General features: G+C 62.2%; 2 pseudogenes. Both read left to right on the plus strand.

The features are described from left to right. Positions 1-472 (plus strand): annotated as a pseudogene (locus KY572_RS46855) (hypothetical protein); the annotation flags it as partial. Continuing rightward, positions 462-1,171, plus strand: a pseudogene (locus tag KY572_RS46860) (hypothetical protein); the annotation flags it as partial. The pseudogenes KY572_RS46855 and KY572_RS46860, both read left to right, overlap by 11 nt.

The raw sequence follows: 1,171 nt of genomic DNA on the forward strand, positions 1-1,171 counted from the left end.
GCTGGAGTTCCAGCGCAGTGCGGTACGCGTGCTTCAGCAAGTCCAGGAGCCCGGCGGCAACAGGGCCTGGGTGCCAGGCATGAAGCGGCCGCTGGTCACGGAGAACATGGGGTTGAAGCATGAGGGCAGCAGCACCCTCGCCTACGCGGATGCACTCGTCGTGGATGAGGCCACGCTGAGCGCGGGCATGCGGCCAAACATCCACTCCTTCAGCATGAAGCAGCGGGACTTCTCCGCCATGAGCGACGTCGAGGTTCGCAATCAAGTGCGCCTCGATGTAACGGAAGCCCAACTGAAGTACGGCGGAACCATCGAGATACGCAGGCCTGGCCATCCCCTCTTCGGAAAGAAAGTGGTCGTGACTCGCGTGCATCTCGTCTATGACGAGACGAACCTCTCGCCCTCACTCAAGAATGTCCTACGTGGTGGAGCGAGCAGCCGAGGGATTGAACTCCACTTCCATGTCCCCTGAAGAGTGGAACCAGTCTGACGCCTTCCTCCTCAAGGTCTTCTCACCCATCAATCCGCTGGCGCGTGGCATCGAAGGGCTGGAGCCATTCCTGGACATCGTTGAATCGCTGGATGAGGAGCTCCGTCCGGACCAGATGTACTTCCTGCACGGGCGTCGGCGTCTGAAGTACTCGCGCCAGATGCTGCGCAACAGGTTCCAAGAAATTCTCGGTGTCGACACCACAAACGTCCTGCTGGGCCGCTCCCGGCCACCTGAAATCACCCTCGATCTTCTAGGCAGAACAAGTGAGGAGGCCGTCTTCTGCTCCTTCGAGCTGGTGGTGAATCCCTTCTCCTTCGTTCGCAAGCCAGGCCGTGCTGCTCACTGGGCCACGCACTTCGTCTCCGTCGTGCGCGCTCTTGCCTCCCTCCTTCCTCTCTCTGTCGGTTTGGGCCACAGCCGCACCGACTTCTGGCTGAGCAGCGATCCGCTCGCGAAGAACCCTCTCGCTACCCCTCGCGTCGAGGAAGTCTTCTGGCTCAACGTCTATGGGCCTCGGCTGGTGGAGGAGCTCGGTCGCAAGCGCGTGCTCACCACGCCATGCGCTCACATGGAGGAGCTACCCCACGGAGCCGTTCTCTTCCTCACCCGTCCCACCCCCGTCGACTTCGACTCCGAGGAGGCTCGGCTCGCCCAGGCCCGTGCCCTCGTCCACCTGCG

It is taken from the genome of Hyalangium gracile (assembly GCF_020103725.1).
Taxonomy (GTDB): domain Bacteria; phylum Myxococcota; class Myxococcia; order Myxococcales; family Myxococcaceae; genus Hyalangium; species Hyalangium gracile.